Consider the following 21,464-nt stretch of genomic DNA (forward strand, 5'->3'; position numbering starts at 1 on the left):
AGCTTTTACAATGCTGCTTCAAGTTCCTGCCGTAGCCCAGTCAGCTTTTTGTAGTTGGTGATTTTTACCGTGCTCAAATGGCTGTCCATTGCACTTATCATCTCAAGTAATGCCTGATTGTGGCGGGAACTGATATTAATAAGCGACTGCATGGCAAGATCGGTAAAGCGCTTTAGTGGTGACCAGCTCTCTTTTTCCAACCGGCCCAGGATGTCGCCGATATGGGCGGAATTCACACCTTGTGGATAACGCAGCTTTTCAATCCATAATTCTCCGGCAAGAGCACGGACAGTTTTGTCGGCGTGAAGCATGCAAAAAGCGGTAAGTAGATGTCCCATGGGTGTTAGCGGCAAAGGCAATTCAAGCATTGCCTGCAACAAGTGGATCGTGTCACGTGGCTCGTTATATTCTATTTTAAAGTGGTATTCGATAAACCGCACTAAAAAAAGATCGTGAGCAGCGGGAAAAGAAAATAACAGTCGTTGCTTATCTGTTTCCCAACCATTCGATGTTTTCATAAAACTAAAGGCATAAAAAAGTCTGGTCTTTTCCTGCTGCCAGTATCGAGATATATCAAAGTTCAATTGTTTGTAAGAAACTATCTCCTTTGAATAAGGTACTGTCTGTGTTTTTGTCTCAAGGCACCATGAAAACTCATTAGAGATGATATTTGCAGGTAAATTGTTTTTGCTTAGCAGAATCAAACCGTATTCGAATGACGCTAAATCATAGTGACTGGTATTACGTGTAATAATGGCTGACAATGCTAAATCATCATTTTCAACACATTTAAGTGACTTCACATCACCATGGAAGAAATATTTTAATAGCGCAGTATCATTTTGGTTTAATCCGGCTAAATTAATTTCATTTTCAGGTATCACGCAACGTTGAATAGCAAGTTGTAAATCTAAATTATCAGGAACCTGAGTTACCTCTTGATATTTTCTTAACCTTTGCACAAGAGTACAGGGATCAATAAAACACGGCAAATGCGTCGGAGTTGAAAGAAGTGGCAGGTGGTTTGATTTTTGTAACGAATGCAGGACATTTATTAATATATCAATCCATGGCTGAAATTTTGCTTTGGTAGATTTTTGCCACTCATGAAACCCCCAGTTAAGTTTTAAGTTCTTATTTTCATTATTAATTAATTCAAGATATTGATTATACTTTTTAAGTATATTTTCGTTAGGTAATTTATTAAGTAAATAACCAGCAAACTCAAGGATAAATGTTGCAAGGATTTGATCGAATGCGCCAACTGATGAAGAACCAGATTGCAATGTTTTCAGCGCCAGACCAAAAGCAGGCTCCAGTTGACTAAGATTATCTTTATTAATCTCAGGCGCAAAACGTAACAACGCTGCGGGAAACAGGTCAAAATGATACGATTCCAGGTTAAGACACGCTCTACCTGCCAGGAAGACAAAATCATCCCAGCTTTCAATTTCTGGGATACGGTTATCATCACGAATTAATGATATAACTGGGTGCAATAGCAACGCTTCATCAGCAACCGGGGGTTTGCTATCAAGAAAATCTGTTAATAATTGTTTAGTGCCAGCAAGCAAATTATTAATATAACTATCCAACAATGCACTCAACTCAGCATCTGTCGGATCGCCATACTTAACAATTAGTTTTGCAGCTTTCTCCTGAAGGCTGGTATCTTTATTTATAAAGACACCGGTGAGGTTATAACAAATTATCATTCGTTTATCAGGATATTTACTTGCCAGTTTATCGGCCAGTATTAAAGTACTATTCAAAGTACTCTTAATTGTTGAGGAAAAAAGGAGAGGCAGATGATTAATAAATGCATCATAATCAAATTCAGGATTTACACTAAGGCTGTTAATAATTTTTAATACATAGGAAATAGGTTTATTTTGCGGGCAATGAAATACTGAAAATAACTCATTTTGTAGTTGCAAACATTCATTTTCAGCAGGTTCCAGAGCAGTCAACAAGTCCACATACCAGTTAGTTTGATTTTTATTGAATCCGCGATTGACAGCAAGAAGGCTTTCTTTTAAAACCCGCATTCTGTCTAACCTTTTTTCTTGAGTGTATTTTTTGAACAAGTATATCCATCTATGTTCATCGGCGTCTTCTGGTTTCTCTTGTTTATGATACCAGCGGTCAGACCATGATATATCACAAGGATAATTAAATATTTCCCAAAGATGAACATCTAAAGTAAAAGAATGCTTTTGTAGCGTAATACTATGTATAATATTTTTTGCGATAAGTGTTGGCGACACATTAGATAGATAACCTGCCGCAATCCAGTCACTAATTTGTTCGTAATTAAAAGGACAACCATCTTTATCTGCGAAGATATTGACATAATCGGTAAACCAGTCAGGAGAAAATAACCCCAGAGCTATATCCAGATAATTATTATTCTTAAACATGACAGATTTTATGTTTTTACAATCTTTTTTATTGTAACAGCATAATATTGCTACACCTAACATTTTAAACTGATTTTCACTACCAATAACTCCCCACCTATTCCGTGATATCTCCTTGTGACCGATTAATCTTTTCACATCTTTCTTGATTAATGGAGCTAACTCTTTTCGAGACTGTTCATTCAGTACTTTTAATAAAGCTATTAATTGCTCTGAATTTCCCGATTCAATAATATTACTGTATTTTTCTTTAAAATCGATCATTTCACACATCCTTGTACAGTTAATTCATTAAGGTTAGCTATTAATTTTTTATAATTAATGGGCAGATCGTTGTCACCAGCCTGAGTGATGCAATTCTCCAGAATTTTCTTTTGGAATTTTCGTATTGCTGGATCACTATTGTGGTTATCAAGATATTCAATAAATCTATTAATCGGCGCATACTTATTCATAAGTAAATAAGCAATACATTCAGACAGATAGTGACTGTCTACAAAGTTATGTTGGATAGCCAATTGTATATATTCTGCTGCCAAATCGCGGCTAATCTTTTTCTCAAAAAGTAAACAAACTGCAATGTAGATCCAACCTGCCTGATGAACACGAAGTTGGTTTTCAAGCAAATATTGTAGAGGATATAAGCATTCTTCAAAGCCATCGACTTCGTTTCCCGATGCCGTCGCTGGAATAAAGAGATTTAACCAAGAATCCGGGTAATGTGGCACCAGAGATAAATAATACAATATGTCCTTCCAGTGACAACACTCATCAATACGGAGACTCATATAGTAATAATGACAAGGATAATGGTGAATACTCTCTCTCTCCCAGTGATAAAGCACACGGTTATTTAATGCCAGTCTGTACCAGGTTTTATATTCATTCTTATCAATTAATATGCAATACGTACAGGTAAATGGTTGGGCTATGCCAGGCCAACTCGCCTGCTCTTTGGCGATAGATTCATATTGTGGGAATACTCCGTTTGCATCTCGGGTACGTGTAATCTGTGTCCAGAGTGGTAAATACTCGTCATTTGTTGCCGATATATCATCTGTGATCCCCAACAAATAGTGCACCGCCTGGGCGTATTTCCCGGTTAAGATTAATGCCTGTTGCTTCACTTCTTCGGTAACCTCGCCTGGCAAAATACGATTACAGGCGACAATTAAATCATCAACATCAACCGGATAATTCTCGCGTTCGTGGGCCAACAATCTCTCCACCAGGATTTGTGGCGAAACATAGAACGGCGTGTGGCTTGGTGTTGCCAGTAAACTTAAGTGGCAGTTATCACGCAACCGTGTCAGTACCAATTGGTTTTGGTTTTGTAAATGTGGAAGGCGGCGTTCATGCCACTCTGGCGTTGATGCATATTCATCGTCAAACCATTGCTGAAAAAAATCTCTCAGGCAATAAAGTATTGATGATTCGAGATACTTTTTATGTGATTTTTTATAGTACGGTTGTAATTGTTTTTTATACCCAGCAGGAAGTTCATCTTGCAGAGCAATAATCCCGGCATAAAAAAGCTCAATATCCAGAGCTTCTTTATTTTCCAACATTTTTCCAGTTTGAAACAACAACGCATCCCAGTTTTCAGGAACAATAACCTGCTCATGTTGTAGCATGGGAATAACATGACTTTCGCCCAGCGGTGAATCACATTGTAACAGTGCCAGTACACTGTGCTTTAAGCCCGCCAACCATGGCTCAGCTAACGCGGCAACGTCCTGTGCTGCCTGGTATTTCAACATTAATTCGGCAGTGCGTAGTTGTAATTTTTCGCTACGCTGAATCAAGGCTCCAGAGATGTTTTGCGCCAGTGTTGTACGGTATTGGGGATAACGTACTGCCAAATCCCCGGCAATATCCAGTGCTATTAATAATGATTTATCGCATTTTTCGCGCCCGCTAATCACCGGTAAACACTGCATAAATGATGAATGGTCGAACTCAGGGTGAGAGTAAATTGTTTGAATTGTCTGAATAACAAAATTGACGACCGAATTATTGCTGGCACTTAATCCTGAAAATAATAACTGTTGGTTATCAATCCATTCATCTTCTTGTGGTTTAAACATTTTTATCAGACGAATATGCCAGTCAAGGCGACCTTTTTTAAAATTATTTGTTAATGAAGCTAACAGTTCTTTAATGAGCTGTCGTGGCAAAAGATTTTCAGCGAACAGTTGCTTAAACACTTCATCCCAAAACTCGGTAACGACACCACAATGATGCGTGTTATCGGCCTGATGAAAGTGACTTCGCAAAAGCACAGGGACGTCATATTGCGTGAACGGTAAAATTACCTTTTCTATGACTTGAGGGTTATCCCGCAGCCAGATAATTTCATCCTGAACGTTGCGAGTATACATCTCAACATGAAATAACACGTTGGCAAACGCTGCTTCGTTGAAGGTAATCCAGCCTTGCTGAAACCAACGCCAGATAAGACGGATATCTGGATATGTATGTGGAACGCGCAAACAATCCTCAAACACGCTATCCAGATAATCAGGAGGGCAGTGAGTAAAATAAGTGATTAGCGCATCATGTATAGCATGGTAACGACTTCTACTAACCATATGAAGTAACGTATGTTTCACTGGCCAGCTAACAGGAAACATTTTTTGATCTGCATAACTACGCGTACAAACGATTTTTGTCAAAGGGATTGCATCGTCAACATGTTCCCCCAGACGAAGTGAAATATAATCAAAGTTCTGCAATTCCTTTAAGGCAATAATTCGCTCATTTTCGGTTAATGACAATCCCCAATCAACAATGGCTGGATAATCTTTTTGGCGAATCAGTTCGACAGGTATCATTGGCGAGTCTCTTCCATGGAGTATTATTCATGATACCGGGTTGAACACCTGTTTTATCAGCCCCCGAAATTCTGATTTTTGATGTTTACTTCGTGAATGTGCTCCCCACGAATCCCTGCAGCTCCTCCACCGTGCCATTAAACACATTAAAATCCACCGGGCCATTAATGCCATCTACCTGGCCACGGTCGGAATGCTGCCAGAAACGCCATTCCATGCCGTCATTGTCCGGACGACGTTGATAGTAGTGCGCAACCCACCACGGATACTCATTGAAATACCCCGCCAAATTCGTGTGATAAAACGTCGCGCCTGCATAAATAATCGGCTTTTTTCCTGTGCTTTTTTCGACCATGTTTAGCCACTGACTTACCCGCTTGCGTAATTCCTTCGCCGATAATTTTCCTCGCTCTTCTACGTCCAGCACAGCAGGGAGATCGCCGTGGGCAAAATCCACCGTTTGCAGAAATAATCGCGCCTGAACTGAAGCGGATACCGACGGGGAAAAATAGTGATACGCGCCACGCAACAGGCCATTTTGACGACTGTGACGCCAGTTACGCGAAAAATATGGGTCTACCAGACTCTCGCCTTCCGTGGCCTTGATAAAAGCAAACTGTAAGCGGATACCGTTGTCGCGCATTTTTGCCACCCGCTGCCAGTCGATCCGCTCCTGCCAGCGCGAAACATCTATTCCGTGAATGGTGTAACTGGCAGGAATACGAATAGAAAAAGATTTGACCGGGCGGTAACCATAAAAGTGAATATAGTCTTTGATCTGAATTGCTGTGGAATAGAAAAAATTAACCGTCTGGCTGGGATAAATCGCCACGATGGAAATTAGCCCAAGGGCACAAAGTAAGGCGGTAAATCTTTTACGACTGGCAATCCATAGCTGCATTGGCTTCATCCCTGCATTTTCAGCACAAGCAGGCTGAAAAAAATCCAAAGCAGCTATATTACGGTGTTTACCACCAGGCGTGGAAGTGGTGAACCGGACCAATTCCGTGCCCCACTTCCAGCGTGTCGGCCTGCGCTAACGCGGCAGAAAGCCAACTTTTTGCCTCCTGTACGGTGTCAGCCCAGTTTGTATGGCGCGGGCGTAGTGCAGCCAACGCCGCAGAGAGCGTACAACCAGTGCCGTGAGTGTTTTTGGTCATAATGCGCGGTGCAGTAAACCGTTGTTCCCCCTCTCGGGTAAACAGCCAGTCCGGGCTTTGCTCATCATCCAGATGACCGCCTTTCATCAGCACTGCGCCACAGCCCATCGCTAACAGCGCTCGTCCTTGTTCCAGCATTTCCTGTTCGTTGCGCGCGTGTGGCGCGTCAAGCAATGCGGCTGCTTCGGGCAAGTTTGGCGTTATTAATGAAACCTGTGGCAATAATCGACTGCGCAGCGTGGCAACCGCCGAAGGTGAAAGCAGAGGGTCGCCGCTTTTTGCCAGCATAACGGTGTCGAGTACCACGTTTTGGATCTGATAACGTTGCAACCGTTCTGCCACCGCTTCAACAATATCGGTTTCCGCCAACATACCGATTTTAGTGGTGTCGATTCGCACATCAGTGAACACCGAATCCAACTGCGCGGCGACAAAATCAGGATCTATGCGACACACCGATTGCACGCCCCGGGTGTTTTGCGCTACCAGGGCGGTTATTACCGAACAACCATAAGCACCAAGTGCAGAGAACGTTTTGAGATCTGCCTGAATTCCTGCACCACCACTGGGATCAGTGCCTGCAATTGTCAGAGCGTTAATCCGTTTCATGCCTCTACCTCCTGAGTCATCTGCCAGAGTGCGTCGAGAAAATACGGCACAAATGTGCCCGGCCCCTGGCTTCTGACAATGGCTCGTTCTCCTGCTTGCTTCATCCAACTGCATGCAGAAGCAACATTTAGCAGTCTGTCGCCCGGTAATGCGCAACAGGCAGCAACCACTGCCGATAATGCACAGCCAGTTCCCACAACCTTGGTCATTAAAGGATCACCGCCGCCAACGCCGACAGTTCGTCGTCCATCGGTAACATAATCAACCTCGCCAGTAACCACTACCACTGCACCAGTTTCCTGAGCCAGCATAACTGCAGCGGGTAACGCGTTCGCTACCACATCCGTGCTATCAACACCGCGCCCACTATTGCTGACACCTGCTAATGCCATGATTTCGGAGGCATTCCCCCGAATAGCATCAGGATTAAGTGATAAAAGCTCTGTACAAAAATGGCGTCGATAATCAAGCGAACCAACAGCTACCGGGTCCAGCGTCCAGGGGGTTTTTACCCGTTTTGCATGGACTACAGCTGCACGCATTGCGTGCGCACGCGCTTGGGTGAGAGTGCCAACATTTATTAACAATGCACTGGCAACAGCAGCAAACTGGCTGGCTTCTTCTGTTTCAATCACCATTGCGGGGGAAGCACCTAGCGCCAGCAAAGTGTTGGCAGTAAAAGTTTGCACTACATCATTGGTCATGCAGTGTGTAAGTGGCGATAGCGTGTGAAATTTTTGTAATGTTAACGCCGCAGTTTTGCGGCTTAGCAGGTCAGGCTGCATATTTTAGCTCCTGCCCGCGTGAAAGAAGGGACACGAGCAGTGTCTGACTTCCCTACGCTGGCATTATCCAGATCAGGTGATACGGGTATTTCTCAGCCTTCACGTAGAAGGGCACCCCGAGTCGTTGAAGCTATACTCGTCATACTTCAAGTTGCATGTGCTGCGACTGAAATTATTTAGCGTATAATTTTGGCTTCGATAACAAGGATACTGCCTTGATAATCCAATGTAAATCGGCCTGGATGATTCCTAAACTGTTAGCCTTGCAGGGAAAATAAAAATAATTTATGCCGCCTGTGGGTGCTATCGTTTACACTTTTTACGCAATCAGTAGAATCCTAACAAAATATTTCTTGTCAGGATCATGCATGACAGAAATGATACCCGACTGATTTGAAGACCCGGAAAGTGGAGTGAATATGGGTGTGAAAACTAACATGTTGCTGGGTGCAGTACTGCTGGCAACAAGTGCTGCATGGGCCGCACCGACGACAACAGGTTCAGGCAATACTTCAGGTATTGCAAAATACGAATTAAGCAGCTTCATTGCTGATTTCAAGCATTTTAAGCCTGGCGATACCGTACCGGCGTTATACCGTACTAATGAATACAACATAAAGCAGTGGCAGTTGCGTAACTTACCAGCACCCGCCGCTGGCACACACTGGACTTATATGGGCGGTGCTTACGTGTTGATTAACGACACTGATGGCAAAATTATTAAAGCCTACGATGGCGAAATTTTTTACCATCGATAAAAAAATCCCCCTCATCCAGAGGGGGAATAAAATATTACTACTCCTGATATTTTAATCATATTTCATTGCGATAATAACGGTTGCTTTAAGGTCGCCTGGTTTGGCTTTACTTTTATCAAGAACATAATACCTGGCTGTAATAGGTATCTGCACTTCATTGCTGCCCACATATCCAGCTTTAGCAACTTCCCATAAACTACTAATGCCACTAACATTACCTGCATTAACACCAATCGTTAACTGTTTTGTTCCTGACTCCAGCACAAATCCAACAGCGTTATTTTCATCACCTTTCAGAACATCATTCCTGTTGGTTATTAAATCACTACTATAAAGATAAACCGTCATTTTACGCGTGGATTGTTTTCGCTCACCAAACAAGTTATCGCACTGCAGTTTGATATTTTCAGTGGCACTGGTTGTACTTTTTCCTGACTGAGGCAACTCAGAAAGTGTGGTATTTGGCAAAGTTATGCTCAGGTCTTGCGGTTTACAGGTAGATTGCTTTCTGTTCCAGGTTATTCGTAAATCTGAGGAATAGAATCCGCCAACCCTGGCCAGTGCGTTTCGGTAATTTGTAATACAGGTATTCCAGCCTTTGCCGAACACGACACACCAAAAAAGGTCAGAAAATGCATCATTCTTTGAAGTTGACGACGCACTGGAGAGCGATGCGATATCCTTAATTAAAACGCTATTTGAGGAATCAGCAGAAATATTAGCAGTTGTGCTACTGCTTACTTCACTAACTGTCACCTTATAGCTTGCAGGAAAAACTCCCTTACTTGAATCCAATTTAATATCTTGACCATCAATCCAGGTAATGGTCAGTTTTAATTTCACGCTATTATCATAAAAACCGACGATAATATCTGAAGGTTTCAATGGACTGACTGTATTTGTCCCGGAACAAGACATATCATTATATTGATGAGAAAATACTTCGCTCTGCGTAGGGTTGAGCACAAAATATTCATTCACAACCATTGAATCCTGGTAAGTAATATTTCCACTACAACCTGCCGACACACCATGTGTCATAAGTGCCAGTAAAAACGCGATAAATATTTTTAATTTCATAGAATCACCCACCTGCTACCGGCAAATATAAACCTTGCTTTCATCAATTGTCTTATCAAAGGTAATGGTGCATGAAAGCCCTTTTTCTTTATCTACAGCGACACTGATTTCTGGTGGTATCTCATTAGTTCGAATAAATAACTGACTTCCCTGCCCAACCACACCGACATCATGCCCATGAATATCAAGCACTTCATAGCCGAAGATCAATGGTGAACCATCATGACGTTTAGCTTTAATAAACCAGGGTTTGCGTTGGTCAGTTTCAAAATTAATCTGCACAACAGCGCCACGATAAGGGGCAACAATTTTTCGATTTCCCTTTAACTCTGTATCGCTGGAACTTTGTGAAATATCCAGCATCAGATGATTTTCGCGAAATGGCGTTAAGTTATCGTAAATAACAGTGCCGTTTTTATCTGTAGTGCGATATTTTTGCCCATTGACATACGCCCCTTGTAAGCCAGGTGCCTGCATAATCGCCAGCGTGTCAGTGAGTCGGTTTGTCACATTTACCCCACCGGCCCATGCCACCATCCCACCAGAAATACTACCGCCCATCTGAGTATAATTAGATGACTGACTGTAGTTGGCATTTACAATCGCCACTGGTCCGTTCCAGGTAATATTTGCACCTGCCGCCGTTTCATGGGCCTCTTTTTGGTGGCTAAAATTAAAACCATAATTAAATTGATCACGCTCACCGGCAACTCCGTTAATTCCCGTATTATTTGCGGTGTAACCCGCATTATCAAAAGTGGTTGAGTTTGATAAACTCAACTGCCGCCGTGTTGTGGTAATATCATCACCCCAGTCAAATGGCACTGAGATAAATAAGTTAAAGCGTTTTTCAGCTTTTCTATCTGCATCGTATGTTTGGCTGGCAGAAAAAATATAACTAATTTTTTTCCAGTTATTAGAATAACTCAACTGATAATCTTTGCTGTCACCACTGCGTTGCCAATAATCTCGCCATAGTGCGCTAACCGCCAGTGATCCAAGACCTTCTGGTAATGACTGGCTGATATTGGCTGAAAATGTATTTTTGCGACCAAAATCATTCTGGTAATAATCACCAATATCATAAACATCATTCTCATCACGACGATAACTGTCTTTATTATTTGCCCAGACGTGATCGTTAAATGTACGGTATCCGCTGGAAGAGTAGCGATAAGCGGCCAACCCAAACCGGGTTGAGGTCTGACTCAGATATTTATTCCACGCAATTTGATAACTCTGCCCATTAAAGACGTCACCATTTTCCTGCTTACTATGCGATTGCGTGGCATCCAGTGAAATCGCCCCGATTCGTGTATTCCAGCCAGTGCCGAGGGTAAACGCATTGTAATGTTCGGCTACCATCGAGCCGCCATACAGAGTGAGCAAATTATTAAAACCATACTGAACGCTAAGTTGCGCAAAATCTGCCTGCTCACTGGCACCTTCTATATGGCTGCGCCCGGCTGCAATGTCATATTTGTAAACGCCAGGTTGCAGCATATTGGGTACTGAGGCAAAAGGCACCAGGTAAGTGTTAACCTGACCATCTGCTTCTTTTACCGTAACATCAAGATCAGCGCCGCCACCAGCAAGCTGTAAATCAGCAATGGCAAATGGACCTGGTGGGACTTCTTTTTGGTAAACAATGAATCCGTTCTGCTCAATGGTCACCAGGGCGTTGCTGTGCGCAATACCTTGCACTATGGGGGTAAAGCTATGTTTGGAGTTAGGTAACATCGCCATATCGCGAAACAAACGCAAACCACGGAATCGTACCGAATCGAATATTTGTGCTGAGGTGTACATATCACCTGCCCGCAGGGTGCTTAGGGTAGAGGCAAATCCACGCTCCAGATATAAGGTGTTGCTTTTCCACTCACCGCTACTGTTATCGGCTTTGTTAAAACTGGCATCGGAATGCAGCTGCCAGCCCAACAGATTTATGCCGCTATTGAAACGTGAATAGGTACTTTTGTTATTGCCTGCACTTTTAAAATCGCTGTAATACTGGCTAAAATAATAAGAAGTATAAAACGCATTAATTCCCCGGTCCCAATTTTCCGGTAAAACATATCCTGGTTCTACTTCAATAACAAAAGCCTGGGGCACGCTAAGATCCAGTCTGAATACACCAATATCAAAAGCAAAACTGCCACTTCTGATGATTTCACGTAAAGGCACACAATCCGTAGATTGTTTTGTTTGTGAATTTGGCAGCAAAACACCTAAATTTGCTATAATTTCTGCTGACAGACAGGTTTCAGAGGGTTCGTCAGTAATATTGACATTATATTTCCCCCGCCATTGCTTATTAACATAGATATCCAACTCATAATCACCAGGAATTGGTTTGTTCGGATCAAGCTGGAAATGGGTAACTTTCTTATCTTTCATACCACCCATTAAAAAATGGGTATCAAAGGTTTCGGTCGCTTGAGCCTGAAATGTAAACAAGACAGCTAAGATAGCCAAAGCGACTGGCTTCATTTCTGGCATAGACAGCCCCTATTATTTTACATTGATATTATTGCTGATGTAGTTGCCGTGGTCGTCAATAATCGTAACTTCATATTGTCTTTCCGCTGCAGATTTCATATTTATTTTTTGCACTGATAAAGGTGCCAGCATAATTGTTTGATCATTAATTTTAACTCTACCTGCTTTGACATCTGTAACTGTAATCCAGTTAGCCGTATCATTTTTCAGCGTCACCAGCATGTCACTACGATATACAGCCAGTTTATTAAAAGACAGCTTATTCACAGGTGCGATATTTTTCGGCCGCCAGATAAGTTTGATCCGATTTTGCATTGCAAACTTAAGTACATTTTTGCCATCATTTTCTGGATTATTAGGCGGGATATCCAGAACATTAAGATAAAATATGCTTTCTTTATCTGCTGGCAATGTCGATGCTAATTTCTTAATTTTCAACTGCTGCCCGGATGATGCTGGCACGCGCGCGACGGGCGGCGTCAGCAGAAACGGAACTTCAATTTGTTCCGGTGGCAGGGACGTATTCCCATCATCAATCCACGACTGAACCAGAGATGCGTGATCACTTTGATTCATCAGTTGAACAATAACTTCTTTTTTTTCTTCCGGGTAAATAACCCGTGTGCCATAAATAACAATGCCAGCATGAGCAGGAAATATTGCGCTAATTAATATTATTGTGGTTAGACGTTTCATATTCACGCGCCTTTGAAAAAGGCCGGCGACGAGAGTCGCCGGCAAAGATGTTAATCAGTAACAACGGTCAGGGTTAATGTTGAATTTACATTACCCGATTCAACTGCTGCATCAGTATTACGGGCATAGCGAGCGAGGAAATTAAGTTCGTAATCACCCGTGCTATTTTTTTCCAGACTTACGCCAGTTTGCGGATCAACTTTTGTATTAGTATCACCATGGTAAACGGCAAAACCTACACCTTTTGCATCACCGTTATTCAGCGTTATATCATTGTTATCAAATTGCGTTGCAGAAAAGGTAATACGCGGTGTTTTATTAGCCTCACATTTTATTTTTAACGGGACCGCAGTACTATTAGTTACGCCATCATATACACCACCTGCTGGCAAACCATTAATTTTATCCGCGCCCAATTCGTTCAAAATAATTTCCGCACTATTACTACCAATAAATTCACACGTTGTACCTACAATTTTACCTTTGATTTCCAGCTTGCCTTGATCCTGTGTATCAGCAGCAAAAACACCAGCGCTCATAACTACGGCAGAAATAACGGTAGCAGCGATAATTGAACGTTTCATATTTAATTCCTCAGTAGATTTTTTTTGGTTTTGAGAATCTTTATCTCTTGAAACAAAATTCTCACATCACGTTAGTTACCGCAATGTAAACATATTGTTTTATTGATTTAAAACAATTTACATAATGCAATATAGATTTAACAAATGTGTTAATGTAAAAACATTATTAATCTTTATTGTTAAAAACAAAATTCATTTGTTATTTATTTTTTTAATGAATAAAAAATAAGAAATCATTCATCAAAATGATTTCTTATTGAGGAAATGAAAGTTTTGGAGGCATTAATCGTAACTGCTAAGGATAATTTTCCGTTTTCCATCTTCAGGTACAGCCACAACCTCTGTCACGACGCCTCTCACCGCAGTGATTACACTTTTCTGTAGGGTAAAGTGGCGTGTCATTTTTCCACATTCTTGCGTGAAATGACTGCTGACTACATCAACACTGCATGTTGGCGGGCTTATTTTGCCTTGAATAGAAAGTGTAGCTTCTTGAGAAGCGGAGACTGGCGCAGCGATACCATAAACCAGAACGATAATGCCGAATGGCAAGGGGGTCTTCATTTAACGTTATCCCTGTAGTGAAAATGGTCACTCTGCAAACTGCATACAAAAGCAACTATAGTCGTACATCCATTAATCGACCAACGACTGAGAATATTCAGTCATTTTTCATCAATCAATTTGCAGCGTAATTTTTAGGATTAACGCCCGGCAAGGCAGCAAAACGAAACACCGCGTCAACATTACATTGACGCGGTGGGAATAATAGAGAGGAAATCAAAGAGCGCGGAAGGCAATTTCGCCAGGGATCACTTCTCCCTGCCAATAAAGCTGGGCTGCAACGCGGTCAGCCAGCTGGCGGTAGATAGCGGTAAATTCGCTCTCCGGACGGCTGATAACTGTTGGCGTGCCTTTATCGAGATCTTCACGTAAGGAAATGTGTAACGGCATCTGCCCCAGCAACTGCGTGTGATATTTCTCAGCCAGTTTCTCTGCACCACCGGTACCGAAAATCGGCTCATGGTGACCGCAGTTACTGCAAATATGCACACTCATGTTCTCGACAATACCGAGCACCGGAACTTCGACCTTCTCGAACATCACAATGCCTTTTTTCGCATCGATCAGCGCGATATCCTGCGGCGTGGTGACCACTACCGCCCCGGTCACCGGAATGTTCTGTGCCAGTGTCAGCTGGATATCACCGGTGCCTGGCGGCATATCAAGCACCAGATAGTCGAGATCTGGCCACAACGTTTCCTGCAACATCTGCATTAACGCCTTGCTCGCCATCGGGCCACGCCACACCATCGCGTTATCATCAGTGACCAGATAACCAATCGAGTTGGTTGCCAGGCCATGAGACATAATCGGCGCCATGTGGGTGCCGTCTGGCGAGGTCGGACGCTGATTTTCTGCACCCAGCATGGTTGGGATTGATGGGCCGTAGATATCGGCGTCCAGAATGCCGACTTTCGCCCCTTCTGCCGCCAGCGCCAGTGCCAGGTTTACCGCCGTGGACGATTTACCCACGCCGCCTTTACCGGAGCTCACCGCGATAATGTTCTTCACGCCGTTAATACCCGGCTGATTCTTCACGCGTTTCAGAGTGGCGATGTTATGCGACAATTTCCAGTCAATAGCTTTCGCCCCGGTGATACGCAGCAACTCGGCGCTACATTGCTCTTTTAACTCTTCGAACGCGCTATGCCAGACAAACGGCATAACCAGTTCCACATGCAGCGTGTCGTCCATCCAGGCGACATGGTGCAACGCTTTCAGCGTGGTGAGGTTATGCTTGAGGGTTGGGTGCTGAAAATTGGCCAGTGTCCCGGCGACCATTGCGCGCAGGGCTTCTGGTGATTTGGCCTGGGATTGTTCGTTCATCCCGACTCCTTATTTATAAAGATAACTTATCGCTATTAGTTTACCTGAAGTTAACAGCTAAGTACTTACCTAATAATGCATCATAAGATGCTTGCACAGGACTTACGTAACCATGCCCCATTTGGTACTATCTAAGCCCTTTTCACTACAAAGAAGTAATGCCTACTATGACTCAAGTCGCGAAGAAAATTCTGGTGACGTGCGCACTGCCGTACGCTAACGGCTCAATCCACCTCGGCCATATGCTGGAGCACATCCAGGCTGATGTCTGGGTCCGTTACCAGCGAATGCGCGGCCACGAGGTCAACTTCATCTGCGCCGACGATGCCCACGGTACACCAATCATGCTGAAAGCTCAGCAGCTTGGTATCACTCCGGAGCAGATGATTGGCGAAATGAGTCAGGAACATCAGACTGATTTTGCAGGCTTTAACATCAGCTATGACAACTATCACTCGACGCACAGCGAAGAGAACCGCCAGTTGTCAGAACTTATCTACTCTCGCCTGAAAGAAAACGGTTTTATTAAAAACCGCACCATCTCTCAGCTGTACGATCCGGAAAAAGGCATGTTCCTGCCGGACCGTTTTGTAAAAGGCACCTGCCCGAAATGTAAATCCCCGGATCAATACGGCGATAACTGCGAAGTCTGCGGCGCGACCTACAGCCCGACTGAACTGATCGAGCCGAAATCGGTGGTTTCTGGCGCTACCCCGGTAATGCGTGATTCTGAACACTTCTTCTTTGATCTGCCCTCTTTCAGCGAAATGCTGCAGGCATGGACCCGCAGCGGTGCGTTGCAGGAGCAGGTGGCAAACAAAATGCAGGAGTGGTTTGAATCTGGCCTGCAACAATGGGATATCTCCCGCGACGCCCCTTACTTCGGTTTTGAAATTCCGAACGCGCCGGGCAAATATTTCTACGTCTGGCTGGACGCACCGATTGGCTACATGGGTTCTTTCAAGAATCTGTGTGACAAGCGCGGCGACAGCGTAAGCTTCGATGAATACTGGAAGAAAGACTCCACCGCCGAGCTGTACCACTTCATCGGTAAAGATATTGTTTACTTCCACAGCCTGTTCTGGCCAGCCATGCTGGAGGGCAGCAACTTCCGCAAGCCGACCAACTTGTTTGTTCACGGCTATGTGACGGTGAACGGCGCGAAGATGTCCAAGTCTCGCGGCACCTTTATTAAAGCCAGCACCTGGCTGAATCATTTTGACGCTGACAGCCTGCGCTATTACTACACTGCGAAACTCTCTTCGCGCATTGATGATATCGATCTCAACCTGGAAGATTTCGTTCAACGTGTGAATGCTGATATCGTCAACAAAGTGGTTAATCTGGCGTCCCGTAACGCGGGCTTTATCAACAAACGTTTTGACGGCGTGCTGGCAAGCGAACTGGCTGACCCGCAACTGTACAAAACCTTCACTGATGCCGCTGAAGTGATTGGCGAAGCGTGGGAAAGCCGTGAATTTGGTAAAGCAGTGCGCGAAATCATGGCACTGGCTGACCTGGCTAACCGCTATGTCGATGAACAGGCTCCGTGGGTGGTGGCGAAGCAGGAAGGCCGCGATGCCGACCTGCAGGCGATTTGCTCTATGGGTATTAACCTGTTCCGCGTACTGATGACTTACCTGAAGCCGGTACTGCCAAAACTGACCGAGCGCGCAGAAGCATTCCTGAATACGGAACTGACCTGGGATGGTATCCAGCAACCGCTGCTGGGCCATAAAGTGAATCCGTTCAAAGCACTGTATAACCGTATCGACATGAAACAGGTTGAAGCACTGGTGGAAGCGTCTAAAGAAGAAGTGAAAGCCACTACCGCGCCAGTTACTGGCCCACTGGCAGATGATCCGATTCAGGAAACCATCACCTTTGACGACTTCGCTAAAGTTGACCTGCGCGTGGCGCTGATTGAAAACGCAGAGTTTGTTGAAGGTTCTGACAAACTGTTGCGCCTGACACTGGATCTCGGCGGTGAAAAACGCAATGTCTTCTCCGGCATTCGTTCTGCTTACCCGGATCCGCAGGCACTGATTGGTCGTCACACCATTATGGTGGCTAACCTGGCACCACGTAAAATGCGCTTCGGTATCTCCGAAGGCATGGTGATGGCTGCCGGTCCTGGCGGGAAAGATATCTTCCTGCTAAGCCCGGATGCCGGTGCTAAACCGGGTCATCAGGTGAAATAATCCCCCCTTCAAGGCGCTGCATCGACAGCGCCTTTTCTTTATGAATTCCTAAAGTTGTTTTCTTGTTTGTTCAACGCTCTTAATTTTTTACATTAACTGATAGCATCCGCTTATAACTGGATATAAATACAGGGAACGCGGATGAAGAGTTTTATCTATCAGGACGAAAAATCACATAAATTCTGGGCGGTGGAGCAGCAAGGTAACGAGTTGCATATCAGTTGGGGAAAAGTTGGTACCCAAGGGCAAAGCCAGGTAAAAAATTTTGCTGATGCTGCAGCAGCGGAAAAAGCGGAACTGAAGCTTATCGCAGAGAAAACGAAAAAAGGCTATGTGGAAGACGCTTCGGCAAACGTGCATATCTCCCCCGTCACCAAAGTCACTCCTGAAGTTGAAACTTCACCTGAGAGTAAAAACAAACGCCTATGGCTGGCTGATGATGCAGCCATTCCGCTAACCGACGATATTAACCGATTTGCTTTTCCACATCGCTCTCGCCCCAGAGATATCAATTATCTGCACAAAGATGGTCAAATATGGAAGCGCATCGCGAATAACACCAGGGCATATGACCCCGACAACAATTACCGTTCTTATCCAGAAAACTGGCAGCAGGCTTTTACTGAGTTACAAATGCGAATTCTGGGTAATAAACAGACAGGGAGTGCGCAATCTGATGCGGCATTGCTCTGGAGTTTCTGGAATTCTTACTCTGCAGATGAACTGGTCGATGACTTAATCATTCGCTGTGGTCTGGAAACTACCGTTGAAATTGCCCTTCTCGCTCTTCAACTAAAATATAAATCAGTAAAAGGCGTCGTCACGACCATTATTCCTCCAGATCACGAAGCAGAATCGCTACCGAACTGGCATCAACGTCTATGCCATCATCTTTCACTCGCTTCAGAAAATGAGTGGCAACGCTGTGTGGATAAAGTGCTTACTGCTATTCCGACGCTATCCCCAGCACGGCAACCTTTTGCCGCGTTACTGCTCCCTGAACGCCCGGATATTGCCAATGCTATGGCTCTACGCTATGCAGACCAAAACGTTCCGGCGATAACCTGGTTAAGACTGGTAGTAACCGATGATATAGCTCTGACTACAGCAGAAAAATACGACTTCCCACCGTTGTATCGTGATTTTCGCGCTTATCTGGCAATGTTGCTGGCAAATAATGGGGGGCGCGGTGTAAGCCGGATACTTACTGAGTTTGTGGAAGAGCATTCTGACAATCCCACTTATCTCTTCGAGCGCATCAGCGAGACTGAAGATCTTGTCAAATGGCTATGGAAAACGAATCACCCGGATGCGATTCAAATTCTGATCCTCGGTGTAAATGGCAAGAAAAAGCACCTGGAATACTTAAGCAAAGCCTGCCAAAAACATCCCGCTGCGGCTATTGCCGCTTATGCTACTTTGCTGGCAATACATGAAGATGCACAGTGGCGCAACGCGCTTGTCAAACTGGTTACCGTCACGCCAGAGTTAGTACGCGACGTCATTCCCTGGGTTAATGCTAAAGCGGCAGGCATCTTATCTGAATGTCGTCCTCAGTCAGTAGCTAAAGAATGTGAGTATGCCACTGCGGATATGTTGCCAGAACTGCTTGTCGCTCCACCGTGGGCAATAAATAAGAAAAAGAATGTAATACCCGTATTTGATTTACCGGTACTTCCCATCCCTTCCGTCACTGACATCACACCTGGAATTACAGAGTTAATCAGTCACACTGACATATCCAGATTCAGTGAAATCGCGCAATATCAGTCATCACAGCAAACCTTATTTACCGACCTACCACTAATTGAAAAAGAAAGCTGGGAGACATCTTTCATTCCTTTTACACCAGAACAACAAATCCTTTGGCAATTAGGTTTTAATGAATGGCTGCATTGCGAAGATGACTTACATGAAAAAAAATACATACCGCAAAGCGCTGTTGATGCCTTGTTGCGCTTTGATTTTCCAGCACTAAAAGCTGAGTTTGCGAAATATCACAACAATGCCAACAAAAGCTGGAATTTATCTGCGCTTTGTTACTTACCGGGACAACAGGCGATTTCATTTCTCAACCAAATAATCATTGAGGAGCGATATTCAGGTGAGAAAGAGATTCTGGCAGTTTTTGGTAGTACGGCCATTCCTGCGTTTATGACCTGCTTGCAACGAGATCATCAACGACTGTGGATATTCACCCTCTTTATTGGGGCCAGTGAACTAGCCTTAACAATGGCGCAGCGGTTACAGAAAAAAATGGCTTACAAGGATGCCGTTAATTGGCTGGCAAATAACCCGCGCCATGCCGCCGCCGGGCTACTGCCTTTGGCGCTGGGCAAACCGTGCCAAAATCGGGAATATGCCCGCCAGGCGCTCCGCCTGCTAGTGAAATTAAACCAGCGAGAAACGATTGAGAAAATCGCGCAAGGATATAATCAACCTGATGTTTTAGCTGCGCTGGCAACATTATTTGATAGCGATCCTCTGGAAGAATATCCCGCAAAAATCGCCACACTGCCCGGCTTTTATCAGTTCACCTTATGGCGCAGACCGCGGCTTAAAAGTAACAACCTGCCTCTGCCCGATGACGCTATGCGCCATCTCGGCACAATGTTGAGCTTTCCTCGCGACATTACCGCCTACGCTGGGCTGGAGATCATCAAAGAAACCTTCACTCGCGAATCACTGGCTGACTTTGGCTGGGATCTGTATACCGCCTGGACAGAAGCTGGCGCACCCGCAAAAGAAAACTGGGCATTTACTTCGCTGGGGATTTTAGGCAATGACGACACCGCGCGTAAATTAACCCCGCTTATCCGTGCCTGGCCTGGGGAATCCCAGCATAAACGGGCGGTGTCCGGGCTGGATGTATTAGCTGATATTGGCAGCGATGTTGCGCTAATGCTGCTTAATGGCATCGCGCGAAAAATTAAATTCAAAGCATTACAGGAACATGCCCGCGAGAAAATCAACATAGTTGCTGAAAACCGTGGGCTGACTATGGCTGAACTGGAAGACCGCCTGGCTCCAGATTTAGGGCTTGATATCAATGGCTCGCTGACACTTGATTTCGGCCCACGTCAATTCACCGTTGGTTTTAACGAAACCTTGAAACCCGTGGTTCGCGACGCAAACGGCAAAGTCCTGAAAGATTTACCCAAACCAAACCAGAGCGATGATAAAACACTGGCAACTGACGCCGTTAACCTCTTCAAACAATTGAAGAAAGATGTGCGCGCCATTGCCAGTCAGCAGATTGATCGTCTGGAGCAGGCTATGTGCCAGCGCAGACGCTGGACGGCAGAACAGTTCCGCCTGTTTCTGGTGGAGCATCCGCTGGTACGTCACTTAACCCGGCGGCTGTTATGGGGGGTATATACTGAGGAAAACACGCTGATTGCCTGCTTCCGGGTCGCAGAAGACAGCACTTACAGCGATACGCAGGATGAGCTATTCACGCTACCAGCAGGAAACATCGGTATTCCGCATATGCTGGAAATCCCCCCTGAATCTGCCGCTGCATTCAGGCAAATTTACGCTGATTACGAACTGCTTCCCCCCTTTCAACAGCTCGATCGTGGTAGTTATCGTCTTGCTGATAATGAACGGAATACCCACGAACTGACACGCTGGAGCGGACGCCTTTGCCAGGCAGGGCGCATTGTCGGGCTAGAGCGCCGAGGCTGGCAACGTCTGGAAGAAAGCGGCAGCGTCTATGCGATGCGCAAATCTACCCCTTATGGCGCTCTCGAACTTGAAACAGAACCTTTTTCATTAATTTATGGCGAAACGGGGTATAGCGACCTGCTGCCTGTCGAAAGCGTAAAAATCACCGCCCCTTATGATCGCTATGGTAAGCAATCCTCACCCACTTTCTCCGTGCTCGACGACATCACCGCCAGCGAGTTGATTAACGATGTTGAATCACTTTTTGATTAAAAGGACTTT

General features: G+C 44.6%; 14 protein-coding genes and 1 riboswitch. Of the genes, 3 read left to right on the forward strand and 11 right to left on the reverse strand.

Translation table 11 applies throughout. From position 1 onward, the window contains the following. Positions 1-5: 5 nt before the first annotated feature. From EFER_RS10980 to thiM, 5 genes are all read right to left on the reverse strand, one after another. Positions 6-2,684, reverse strand: coding sequence for a DUF6493 family protein (locus EFER_RS10980; protein WP_000564862.1), 2,679 nt, complete (start codon positions 2,682-2,684; stop codon positions 6-8). Next, the gene (locus EFER_RS10985; RefSeq protein ID WP_000613354.1) at positions 2,681-5,254 is read right to left on the reverse strand and encodes a DUF6493 family protein; all 2,574 of its coding nucleotides are present in this window, start codon (positions 5,252-5,254) and stop codon (positions 2,681-2,683) included. Before EFER_RS10985 ends, EFER_RS10980 begins: the two co-directional genes overlap by 4 nt. 85 nt (positions 5,255-5,339) lie before the next feature. After that, the gene (locus EFER_RS10990; RefSeq protein WP_024256496.1) at positions 5,340-6,155 is read right to left on the reverse strand and encodes a glycoside hydrolase family 25 protein; all 816 of its coding nucleotides are present in this window, start codon (positions 6,153-6,155) and stop codon (positions 5,340-5,342) included. A gap of 67 nt (positions 6,156-6,222) precedes the next feature. Next, positions 6,223-7,023, reverse strand: a complete 801-nt coding sequence (gene thiD / locus EFER_RS10995; protein WP_000822250.1) for a bifunctional hydroxymethylpyrimidine kinase/phosphomethylpyrimidine kinase — start codon at positions 7,021-7,023, stop codon at positions 6,223-6,225. Then, positions 7,020-7,808 (reverse strand): hydroxyethylthiazole kinase, encoded by a 789-nt coding sequence (thiM, locus tag EFER_RS11000; protein WP_001182180.1) that lies wholly within the window; start codon positions 7,806-7,808, stop codon positions 7,020-7,022. Before thiM ends, thiD begins: the two co-directional genes overlap by 4 nt. Before the next feature lie 32 nt (positions 7,809-7,840). Next, positions 7,841-7,937: riboswitch (TPP riboswitch) on the reverse strand. 290 nt (positions 7,938-8,227) lie between these two features. Here thiM and rcnB point away from each other — a divergent pair. Beyond that, positions 8,228-8,566 carry a Ni(II)/Co(II) efflux transporter accessory subunit RcnB gene (rcnB, locus tag EFER_RS11005; protein ID WP_002432367.1) on the forward strand — a complete coding sequence of 113 codons (339 nt, stop codon included), beginning with the start codon at positions 8,228-8,230 and terminating at the stop codon, positions 8,564-8,566. A 51-nt stretch (positions 8,567-8,617) separates the two neighbouring features. On the opposite strand, the gene EFER_RS11010 is transcribed toward rcnB, so the two are convergent. The 6 genes from EFER_RS11010 to apbC all read right to left on the reverse strand — a co-directional run bounded on the left by EFER_RS11010 (position 8,618) and on the right by apbC (position 15,315). After that, the gene (locus EFER_RS11010) at positions 8,618-9,646 is read right to left on the reverse strand and encodes a putative fimbrial-like adhesin protein (RefSeq protein ID WP_000768290.1); all 1,029 of its coding nucleotides are present in this window, start codon (positions 9,644-9,646) and stop codon (positions 8,618-8,620) included. Between the two features lie 15 nt (positions 9,647-9,661). Continuing rightward, positions 9,662-12,145 carry a fimbrial biogenesis outer membrane usher protein gene (locus EFER_RS11015; RefSeq protein WP_001114702.1) on the reverse strand — a complete coding sequence of 828 codons (2,484 nt, stop codon included), beginning with the start codon at positions 12,143-12,145 and terminating at the stop codon, positions 9,662-9,664. A 12-nt stretch (positions 12,146-12,157) separates the two neighbouring features. Then, positions 12,158-12,841, reverse strand: a complete 684-nt coding sequence (locus tag EFER_RS11020) for a fimbria/pilus periplasmic chaperone (RefSeq protein ID WP_000826927.1) — start codon at positions 12,839-12,841, stop codon at positions 12,158-12,160. A gap of 50 nt (positions 12,842-12,891) precedes the next feature. Further along, positions 12,892-13,425 (reverse strand): fimbrial protein YehD, encoded by a 534-nt coding sequence (gene yehD / locus EFER_RS11025; RefSeq protein ID WP_000830485.1) that lies wholly within the window; start codon positions 13,423-13,425, stop codon positions 12,892-12,894. 282 nt (positions 13,426-13,707) lie between these two features. Next, positions 13,708-13,989: a DUF2574 family protein gene (locus EFER_RS11030; RefSeq protein WP_000856721.1), complete on the reverse strand. Its 282-nt coding sequence runs from the start codon at positions 13,987-13,989 to the stop codon at positions 13,708-13,710. A 216-nt stretch (positions 13,990-14,205) separates the two neighbouring features. Then, the gene (apbC, locus tag EFER_RS11035) at positions 14,206-15,315 is read right to left on the reverse strand and encodes an iron-sulfur cluster carrier protein ApbC (RefSeq protein WP_001005445.1); all 1,110 of its coding nucleotides are present in this window, start codon (positions 15,313-15,315) and stop codon (positions 14,206-14,208) included. Positions 15,316-15,482: 167 nt separating this feature from the next. Between apbC and metG the strand changes: the two genes are divergently transcribed. Together metG and EFER_RS11045 are read left to right on the forward strand one after the other, a co-directional pair. Next, entirely contained in the window at positions 15,483-17,516 is a 2,034-nt protein-coding gene (metG, locus tag EFER_RS11040; RefSeq protein ID WP_015953546.1) for a methionine--tRNA ligase, read from the forward strand. A 141-nt stretch (positions 17,517-17,657) separates the two neighbouring features. Continuing rightward, positions 17,658-21,455 (forward strand): DUF4132 domain-containing protein, encoded by a 3,798-nt coding sequence (locus EFER_RS11045; RefSeq protein ID WP_000834560.1) that lies wholly within the window; start codon positions 17,658-17,660, stop codon positions 21,453-21,455. The last annotated feature ends 9 nt before the right edge of the window (positions 21,456-21,464 follow it).

Source organism: Escherichia fergusonii ATCC 35469 (genome assembly GCF_000026225.1).
Lineage (GTDB): Bacteria > Pseudomonadota > Gammaproteobacteria > Enterobacterales > Enterobacteriaceae > Escherichia > Escherichia fergusonii.

Coding starts and splice junctions, on each gene's coding strand:
- rcnB (WP_002432367.1), top strand. CDS start 8,228: ATGGGTGTGAAAACTAACATGTTGCTGGGTGCAGTACTGCTGGCAACA.
- thiM (WP_001182180.1), bottom strand. CDS start 7,808: ATGCAGCCTGACCTGCTAAGCCGCAAAACTGCGGCGTTAACATTACAA.
- EFER_RS10980 (WP_000564862.1), bottom strand. CDS start 2,684: ATGATCGATTTTAAAGAAAAATACAGTAATATTATTGAATCGGGAAAT.
- thiD (WP_000822250.1), bottom strand. CDS start 7,023: ATGAAACGGATTAACGCTCTGACAATTGCAGGCACTGATCCCAGTGGT.
- EFER_RS10985 (WP_000613354.1), bottom strand. CDS start 5,254: ATGATACCTGTCGAACTGATTCGCCAAAAAGATTATCCAGCCATTGTT.
- EFER_RS11030 (WP_000856721.1), bottom strand. CDS start 13,989: ATGAAGACCCCCTTGCCATTCGGCATTATCGTTCTGGTTTATGGTATC.
- EFER_RS11020 (WP_000826927.1), bottom strand. CDS start 12,841: ATGAAACGTCTAACCACAATAATATTAATTAGCGCAATATTTCCTGCT.
- EFER_RS11045 (WP_000834560.1), top strand. CDS start 17,658: ATGAAGAGTTTTATCTATCAGGACGAAAAATCACATAAATTCTGGGCG.
- metG (WP_015953546.1), top strand. CDS start 15,483: ATGACTCAAGTCGCGAAGAAAATTCTGGTGACGTGCGCACTGCCGTAC.
- EFER_RS11015 (WP_001114702.1), bottom strand. CDS start 12,145: ATGCCAGAAATGAAGCCAGTCGCTTTGGCTATCTTAGCTGTCTTGTTT.
- EFER_RS10990 (WP_024256496.1), bottom strand. CDS start 6,155: ATGCAGCTATGGATTGCCAGTCGTAAAAGATTTACCGCCTTACTTTGT.
- yehD (WP_000830485.1), bottom strand. CDS start 13,425: ATGAAACGTTCAATTATCGCTGCTACCGTTATTTCTGCCGTAGTTATG.
- apbC (WP_001005445.1), bottom strand. CDS start 15,315: ATGAACGAACAATCCCAGGCCAAATCACCAGAAGCCCTGCGCGCAATG.
- EFER_RS11010 (WP_000768290.1), bottom strand. CDS start 9,646: ATGAAATTAAAAATATTTATCGCGTTTTTACTGGCACTTATGACACAT.